Origin of the sequence: Microbulbifer sp. TYP-18, from assembly GCF_040932045.1 — a bacterium.
Lineage (GTDB): Bacteria > Pseudomonadota > Gammaproteobacteria > Pseudomonadales > Cellvibrionaceae > Microbulbifer.
In genome coordinates this window covers 26,707-35,880 of the sequence record NZ_JBFRBC010000029.1, presented here as the reverse complement: position 1 = coordinate 35,880, position 9,174 = coordinate 26,707, and the positions used below count along the sequence as shown (strand labels likewise).

General features: G+C 45.3%; 6 protein-coding genes. All 6 read left to right on the top strand.

Annotated features, from left to right (window positions below; translation table 11 throughout):
* Nucleotides 1-1,153: 1,153 nt before the first annotated feature.
* The 6 genes from ABVT36_RS17075 (at nt 1,154) to ABVT36_RS17050 (ending at nt 9,142) form a co-directional block, all read left to right on the top strand.
* The gene (locus tag ABVT36_RS17075) at nt 1,154-4,078 is read left to right on the top strand and encodes a TonB-dependent receptor (protein ID WP_368457625.1); all 2,925 of its coding nucleotides are present in this window, start codon (nt 1,154-1,156) and stop codon (nt 4,076-4,078) included.
* A gap of 653 nt (nt 4,079-4,731) precedes the next feature.
* Complete coding sequence (locus ABVT36_RS17070) at nt 4,732-5,595, top strand: hypothetical protein (protein ID WP_368457624.1); 864 nt, start codon at nt 4,732-4,734, stop codon at nt 5,593-5,595.
* Between the two features lie 121 nt (nt 5,596-5,716).
* A complete protein-coding gene (locus ABVT36_RS17065) occupies nt 5,717-6,580 on the top strand; it encodes a zinc-dependent peptidase (RefSeq protein WP_368457623.1) in 864 nt (287 codons plus the stop codon).
* A gap of 514 nt (nt 6,581-7,094) precedes the next feature.
* Entirely contained in the window at nt 7,095-7,787 is a 693-nt protein-coding gene (locus ABVT36_RS17060) for a hypothetical protein (protein ID WP_368457622.1), read from the top strand.
* Nucleotides 7,788-7,815: 28 nt separating this feature from the next.
* Nucleotides 7,816-8,367, top strand: a complete 552-nt coding sequence (locus ABVT36_RS17055; RefSeq protein WP_368457621.1) for a hypothetical protein — start codon at nt 7,816-7,818, stop codon at nt 8,365-8,367.
* 334 nt (nt 8,368-8,701) lie between these two features.
* Nucleotides 8,702-9,142 (top strand): hypothetical protein, encoded by a 441-nt coding sequence (locus ABVT36_RS17050; protein WP_368457620.1) that lies wholly within the window; start codon nt 8,702-8,704, stop codon nt 9,140-9,142.
* Nucleotides 9,143-9,174 lie beyond the last annotated feature (32 nt).

Sequence of the window (9,174 nt, the reverse complement as noted above, 5' to 3'; positions counted from 1 at the left end):
GGCCTCAGTGGGTGATCTGCTGGAACAAACGATTCCAACTGCACTGTTGTGAAAAGAGACTCCTGAAAAACATCCATACCGCGCACTGAACCGAAATCCTCTGTGGGTTATCGTTTTCCGTATTGTATCTAACCCAATGTTCCCAGGCGACAAAATCAACAGCCTGCTAGAGGTGTATTCGCGCCCGTGGCTCAAGTTATGCGTATCTCTCCACTGAATTTGGTTGAGGTCATAGTATCGGAACTCCAGGCCCTAAATCTAATTCAATAAGTAACCTCAACCGTTACTGAAACGATCCCGGATGGACCAACGACACGAAGACATAGTTCACTGGTACCGATGAGCTGACAAATGAAATTAGTCTACCCAACAGTAAGTGGATAACCATTACAAAAACAGTCATGAACCATCTCGTGGTTCGATTGGAAACCAAATGCCAGATCGGTATGCCGCCAGATCTAAGCAAGTTTCTTTAATTCTTCGATTGGCGAATAGTTCATCTAGGATTTATATAATGCTCAAAAGTTAACGATAATATCTGCGCCAATCTACACATGAAACATACTCTGAACAGGGTAGGTTTATCAGCTTTAACACAGTGTCACGCAATACTAACGTACCAATAACTGGGCGCCTGCTTACAACCCACTCAACCGAAACTCCTACGATGATTCCAAGATCGAATTCCAACCACCATGATTATCAATAAGTGAAACACTTACCCTAATTTCTCACCTATCCAATGCCGGTATGAATTAGCCTAGATTAGCAGAAAATGTCGTGAAATTCTTCAATTGGCGCTATTTTTAATTTTCGGCGAACCATCCCCAAACCATTAATTCACAAAAAAAATCTAGGCAACTATTTTACCCAATAAAATGGAAAAAGCGCCATACTACCGAAAAATGTCGTTAATTTCTTTCCCTCTTGAGCATTTTTGTATCTTCCAAAATAGAATCCAGTTTAAATTACCAGAATTGATAAATTTCATATCTTTTAGGATTGATTGATATTTATCTAATGAGGTGACTTGATTTCTTCCTATTGTAGTTTTACCGGGGGAGAGTGGCTGTATACAAACCAGCCGCTTGCAAAAATTCACCATTCTTCGTAGCAACCGAACATAAATATGATGATGAAGAGAGGATCCATAATGAAAAAGAACCTCATAGCAGTAGCCGTGAATGGAGCCATTGGTACCGCCGCCGCAGTATGGGTTCCTACCATGCCTGCGTTCGCACAGGAAGACGCTTCCTTGGTAGAAGAAGTGATCGTTACCGGTTCACGCATAAAGCGAGCTGATCTCGAAAGTTCCAGTCCTGTCACAGTGTTAACCGCTGAAGAGATGCGAATTACCGGTCTTGTCGACGTCGGTGACCTGCTGCAGCGCTTACCTGCCATGTCTGGGTCACCCATTGGCACCACCACAAACAATGGTGGCAACGGTTCAGTTCAGATTGACTTGCGAGGTTTGGGCCCGGTGCGGACCTTGAACTTGGTAAATGGCAAACGAACAGTCGATGGTGGCGACTATCAGACTATTCCGGCCGTAATGATTGAGCGCGTTGAAATCCTGAAAGATGGTGCATCAGCTACTTATGGTGCCGATGCCGTGGCTGGCGTAGTTAACATCATCACCCGAAGTGACTTCGACGGCATAATGGTAGAAATTCAAAACGCAGATTCTTTTGAAGCCGACACCGGCGCGCAAGATAGTATTAGCTTTATTGCTGGCAAGTCGTTTGACGGCGGCAACGTAACTTTCGGTGCTGAATATGTTAAGCAGGAAGAGATCTACCAATCCGACACGCCATGGGATTTCTTTCAGAATTCTTATTTTATCTACCCAGATGCGCAAGCCTTTGAACAGGGAGGGCCAACAGCAGCCTTTGCAATAGGCTCCTCCCGCATTCCGGAGGGCCGTCTCACATCCGGCGAGCTTTTTCAGCGTAAAAACTCGGATGGTGAACTCCTGTTTCTGGACGCCGAGGGTAAGACCACTACCACTGATACCGGCATACCCGCATTTGCAAACCCTGTATGGATGAACCCTGGCGATGGCCTTGTTGCTTACGACGGTCGAACCTACAATTACGCTCCGGTCAACTATATTCAAACTCCTTATGAACGATTGAATATCTTTTCTCAAGTCAACTTCGACCTTGCCGAAAATCTCCAGTTTTACTCTGAGTTCCGCGCCAATCTGAGAACCTCAGCCCAGGAGCTGGCACCACAGCCTTATAATTCACCTTCCGATCCAGGATATAGCGGTTCATACATCCCTGTAGACCCAATCACCGGTAAGCCTTTGCGCGAAGTCAATATGGGCACATCCGACGACCCGGATTGGGTTTACACTGCTGACCAAACATTGGGGCAGGTAGTGGACCCAGTCCCCTACAATGGCATTTCCGAGGACAACTTTTACAACACTCTCGGCCAGCCAGTGATCGATGCTCGTCGCCGTATAGTCGAAAGTACTCGCCGGTTCGAGCAAAGTATTGTGCAGTTCCAGGCAATTGCAGGCCTGCAAGGTAGCTTTGCTGAGTGGGATTGGGAGGCATCTTACAACAAAGGCTTCCGCGAACGCGCCGATCAAGATTTCGGCCAGTTTTATGGACCCAACCTGTCCAAGGCCATGGGACCCTCTGCCGATCTCGATGGCGACGGCACACCAGAGTGTTATACCGACATCAACGATCCCGGCACCCTGATTCCCAACTGTGTGCCCCTGGACTTGTTCAGCGGTGCTGGCGGCATTACAGATGAAATGCTCGCCTATGTGGGAACCACTGCAGTGGACTCCATAACCGTCGAGCAGGATCAATTCAGCGCTTCCATATCTGGTGACCTGATGCAACTACCCGCTGGCGCATTGGGGGCTGCATTCGGTTACGAATACCGCCGTGAATATCTGGTTTTTGCCCCGGACTCCGCCAAGGTTGCTGGTGAAATCACCGGCAATAAGGGCGAGGGTACTGAAGGCGGCTACAGCAGTAACTCTATATTCGCAGAGTTTTTGGCTCCGCTGTACGACAATGGCAGCCAAAGTTTCGATATGTCTCTGGGCTTACGTTGGGACGACTACAGCACTTTTGGTAGCGATACTGTTTATCAATTGGGCTTGGAAGCGCAGCTAGTTGACAGTATAAAGTTTCGCGCCACTCAAGGTGAGGTATTCCGAGCTCCAAGCATAAATGAACTGTACGACGGGGAAAGTGATGCCTTCCCAGAGTACAGCGATCCATGTGCTATCGGTAACATCGATAACTCTCCTTTCTGTGATCGTGTTGCGCCACAGCTAGACACCCAAGTTCTGACCAGAGTCGGCGGTAACCCGGAGTTGGATGCAGAAACTGGTGACACTTTCACTGCCGGCTTTGTAGTTACTCCGTCTCTTCCGGTTGGCGATCTATCCATCACACTGGACTATTGGAAAACCGAGATGGATAACTTGATCGATAATCTGGGCGCGCAGTTTATTTTGGATGACTGCTACAAAGACGGCAACCCTCAATCTTGTGCTCTGATCACTCGTCGCCCCGATTATAGTGTGAGACAGGTCAAGGACATCGGTTTTAATGTTGCTTCACTGACCGCGGAAGGTATTGATTTTGAAACCCGTTATGGCTTCGAAACCAATTTTGGCCGCTTTGAAACCTCCTTACTTTGGGTTCGGCAATTAGAAAACCGCCGTACTCCCTTTGAAGGCGCTGCTACTGAAGAACAAGCTGGAACCTTAGCCGCCAACGGTAATCTCTATCCGGAGGACAAGTTAAATTACTCAGTAAATTGGTACTGGAACGACCTCAGTGTTTCTTACCTGGGCGAGTATGTTGGTGAAATTGATGCTAACGCTCAACTCATCGACTACATACAGAAAGTTGACTCGCAGTTGTACCATGATCTCGCCGCAGCTTATACTTTTCCGACTAACACACGAATCTCCTTAGGCGTGACCAACCTGACCAATGAGGAGCCTCCTTATATCGACGACGGCTTCAATGCAAGCACCGATCCATCGACTTACCGCCTCTTCGGCCGTTCCTATTATTTGCGTCTTTCCCAGGAATTTTGACCCCAGCGTTATTCGCAGATTACAATAGGCTTTGAAGGTGAAACCCACACTTCGGTGTGGGTTTTTCTTGGTCTCCATATTTTGTAAGACAAACCAAAGCGTGGAGATAAAATCTATATAATAGAAAATAAAATCTGGCCACCCCAAAACCACAAATATTCCTTACGCTTGATATTCTATTTATGGATAAAATACCAGACACTTCAATCTACACGAGAACTAATTTACGTTTCTAACGCTGTGTATTTTAAGCTCTTGATCTCAAAATTACATAAATATATCCAACTAAAAACTAAGTCATAGACAAATAAGTATATTTATATCATCAACCAGGATAGTAGACTTCCGAAAGAAGTGGCGATGAAATTTACCAATAAAATAATTATAGAATACGCATAATAAATCGAGCATGACTGCTGATTTAAAATAAGATCTGCGGTGCTTGATTACACATTAAAAAAGGTTATTTATCCTTAAAATTTTTAAAGAGATTTTGGTATCAGAAATCAGCTTATGTCTCAATTTTACTTTTATACAAAACTATATTAGTTTACGCTAGACATCAAACTGTTAGTCAGACCAATATAGTACTTCTACAACAGCTGCAGACACTAGAGGTCCGTCAATCAATACCACTTTCCAGGAGCCACCTTGTGACTCGAAGCACAGTGCCTTTCCTGACTCACACCGACACCTATGCTATCAGTGTTAAGGCCTTTCTATTACTTTTCGCAATGGCTTTCACTCCATTAGCCAAAGCAGAGCTTGTCTGGCACTGGCAGGATCCGTTTGATGCCGCGGACAAGCAGAAGCTGACAAAGTGGATCGACCGCACCGTCACCGCGGTCGAACAGCAGGTGGGTCCCTACCCCTTTGACGTACACATATACTTTTATCGGCGCGCCGGTCGCGGCCAACCCGTGCCTTGGGCCAATACGCGCCGCGGCCGTGTACAGGGGGTCAATTTCTATGTGGACCCAAGCTTTTCTCTGCAGGACTTCCTCCGAGACTGGACCGCGCCCCACGAGTTGAGCCACCTGCTGATTCCCTACCTGGGCCGGCGCAATGCCTGGTTCGCTGAGGGCTTCGCCAGCTTCATGCAATACCAGGTGATGCAGCAAATGAGTGTATTGACAGAGGAACAGGCCCTGGCGAGATACAGGGTAAGGATCGAAAAAGCTGCCCGGGAATATCGTGAAAGCACTCAGCCGTTCGCACTGGCTGCACCGAAGCTGCAGCGAAGGAGGCAATATCCCACCATGTATTGGGGCGGGGCCGTCTACTTTTTACAGGCGGACAGGCTTTTACGCCAACGTGACGATTCCCTGCAGCGCGTGCTGGCAAGATACACCAGCTGCTGTCGCACCCAAACCCGCGGGCTGGACCAGCTTGTCGCCCAACTGGACCGTATTTCCACCTCCACCCTATTCAGTAACCTGCTGCGTGACAATCGATCCCAACAGGGGTTTCCCAGGTTTCAGAACCTGTTTCCCGCGACGGAAACCGCTCAATTCTAAGCTTCCAGTGCCACTATTCACCTGCGGCAATACGCGTCTTTCGCCGTCTTTTAGGGTATTATTCCTGCAACAGAGTGTCCGCTGATATCAGACCACCAGCTTTTTTCGGGGGGCCACTGAAATGACCACCTTTCTGTTTATTGTCCTCGGCGCGGTCGCTCTTTGGGTATTGCCCTATTACTGGCGACTCTTGCGCCGGCGCCAGCTTCGCGGACGCCCGTTGAACCGCGACCAGGAGCGCTTTCTAGGTCAGAGCCTGCGTATCTACAAATCCCTTCCACTGACTATGCAGGCACAACTCAGGGGCGAAATGAGCCTCTTCCTGCAGCAGAAGGAATTTGTGGGTTGCGACGGCCTCGAGGTCAGCGAATATATGCGGATCGCAGTGGCAGCACACGCCTGCCTGCTGCTGTTGGGACGGGACACTCGCTGCTATCCGGATTTGTATACGGTACTGCTCTACCCGGACACCTATGTGGCCCGGGAAATCCACCGGCAGAACTATGTGGAGACAACCAGACACAGTGTGCGCGAAGGGGAGTCCCACTACCGGGGACCAGTGGTAATTTCCTGGCGGGATCTGGAGCAGGATCTCGCCCACCCGGAACTGGGACACAATGTCGCCCTGCATGAATTCGCCCACAAGCTCGATGAAGAGGACGGCTACTACGACGGACGGCCGGTGTTCGAATCCTCCGGCGAAGGCAGGGACTGGGCGGAAGTATTTGGAGCTGAATTCAGGCACTTGCGCCAGCAGCGGGATTCGGAGGGCTCTCAAAACACAGGCCCACGGGTTCTGGATCTCTATGGAGCTGAATCTCCAGCAGAATTTTTTGCTGTCGCCACAGAGGCATTTTTCGTCATACCGGCAGCTCTCAGCAGTCACCACTCGGCGCTCTACCGGGAACTACGGAATTTCTATCGGATTGACCCCGCTGTTCTGTATGATACCAACTCGCCAGCTCAACCAAAGATCGAGAAATAAATGGGAAAAGAGCGCAAAAATATGGTTTAAGCCTACAAGAGATATTTCTGCGCCAAATAATGCTAGCGCTATTTTATTTGTTTTGTGGTTGTTTTTCTTAGATTTCCTGGATAGGAACTCAAGGTATATCTTTGGTGCCTCCATAGTAACTTCCAAGCTAAATTAATACTCTTTGAGAATCCAGCCACAATCTCGATAATTCTTGACACTATAAACAACGCTTATAATTGACCCTCTATAATGAGCGATGCTAGCCTCCCCAGGCAGGTCAAAATACACACAAATGGAAAAAGAAGGAGCTCCACATAACCCTATAAATCGGTAATACCGTTTAGCTGTTTGACATTTAATGATTTACAAACCAGTGCAATTTTGAATTATAAAATCTTTCCGGCACCAGAAAAATCCTTAGATCAAGGCTCTAAGAAAAGAAGTATTAAACAACCAAAATACGACTGATTCCTGATTTAAAAAGCTGTTTCCAGGTAAAACATAAATATATTATGGAGAGCTTATGAACAGATTACTCTATCCATTGATCTTTATCACAGTGATTTTCACTTCACAATCACAAGCAGATAGCACGCCCTCTGAGTTTATTCATTTTCAAATTGGATTTGAAACTACCTTGAGTGACGAAAAAATAATAAAATTAGTGCAATCAGCTAAAGCTAAACCCAGAGCATTGTTCATGTGGTCATCGGGAATTTCCGCAACTTACAGAAGCAATTACCATATGGAACCTACTGAATTCATTGATAAAGCAAGAAAGGAAACCAGTAGCTTCTACCGAAACGCCTTAAAATCAAATAAAATAAGATTGAAAAATTTTGCAGCTAAAAATAGTAAGAAAGAATTCCTGGAATCTGAGTCTCTACAAAAACAGGTACGCTCTCTTTTAAACATAAGAAGTTCGCTAGAACACTTTACCAGTACAATCGATAGGGGTTTACCTCTGATTTTTGCTATAGAGGTTAAGACACCAAAGGATAAAAGAGAAATCTTAGAAAAAAATCAATTAGTTAAAACATATAACAGTATCACTCATATAGAAAATAATAATTCTATGGAGATCAGCATACCTTATGCATACAAGGAAAAGCTAAATCTAAAACCAGAAAAATTAAGAAAGGAATATCAAGATCCATTAGTTACAGGAGCCACAGCTGGTGAGCTATACGATCTAATGATCGATCTAATCAATTAATTTTTAAAAATTATATAAGGAATTAATTATGCTTAGTTTATCACGCTATTTTCTTGGTAGTTTTTCTATATTTTCTATTTTATTTTACTGTCAAATTCCACATGCGTCCTACTATCCCTCAAGAGGAGACTTATACTATGACGGACGTTTTTATATGGACTCATATTTTTTATGGGACACTTCCGGGCCATGGTCTGTAAGTGACCCAGGTTATGAACATGATCTTAATGTCAGGGATAAAAATTTCTTTACTTCAACCTGTATAACGGCGACGAATTTACCCGATGGTTATGACGATTGCCCAACAGCTGGAATTCTCGATCCCAACGGGCCCGTTTTTAGCTTTGGCTCTTTTGATGCAAAAAAAATAAATAGTGGCTCTGTATATTTTGGCGCCTGGCAATTCTCTTCTCATGGCTCTGCTACCACCAGCCCTTTTATCTTAATGGGCCAAGAAAATGAAAACAGGTGTTTTGGCATTCCTACAATTTGGTGTATGTTTTCCACTCAAACAAAACAATTAATTACCGGATGGAATATGAACTGGGGAGGATACCCAACCGTTTTGGTGTGGAATTAACTGGCGTTAAAGGCTTCATCTTATTTGTCAGCTCAACTAGTCAGGCTGTTGAAAAAGTGTTTTTCAGCAGCCTGCTGTCCCGAACAGGGATGTTCGGGCCGCAAATCAAGCATGTAATTGCTTGATTTGTCGTGGAGGGTTTGCGTGCATGCGCCGCAAACCCGGGTTGAGGAAAGCCAGGGAGGGCTTTTTCAACAACCTGTAGTATCCAGTGTCCGGCAATAGCCTATATTGAGAAAAACTACATTCCATAGATACCGCATGGATAATAGCCGATTTTGTAAAATATCGAATTTTCCATGCGGTAGCCTACTAAATTATGGTGGATTATACTGTGTCTTCACTATTTCCTAGGGTTTTACTAGTTATTGCTTTTATTACGCTCTTAGTAGCGCTCGGTCCTTGGGTTACAGAAATTTTTGTCAGCGATGATGTGTTTTCAACATCCCAAGAGCGTACAAAAAATGAAACCCTAACAAAGGCAAAAAGCCTGGCATTGATGTGCTTGGACAATCCTATTGAAAAAAAATTAATTCAAAAAATTGTTTTGGTCTCGATCAAAGAATTTGACAACATCAATTCAAATGAAAATTCGCAAATAAATACAAGTTCATACCAAGGATCATCACTTACGCCATCGAATACGGAAACCTCAAATGACAATAAGTCAAATACTGCTGAATTTAAAGTTTATACGGTATTTGCTATTCCGATTGCGAAAATACAAACAAATAGTATTGCCGGGGGACTTCCGGGTAGCTGCAAGAGGCTTTAATCCTTGTTTACCTTAACTGCATCCTAGAAATT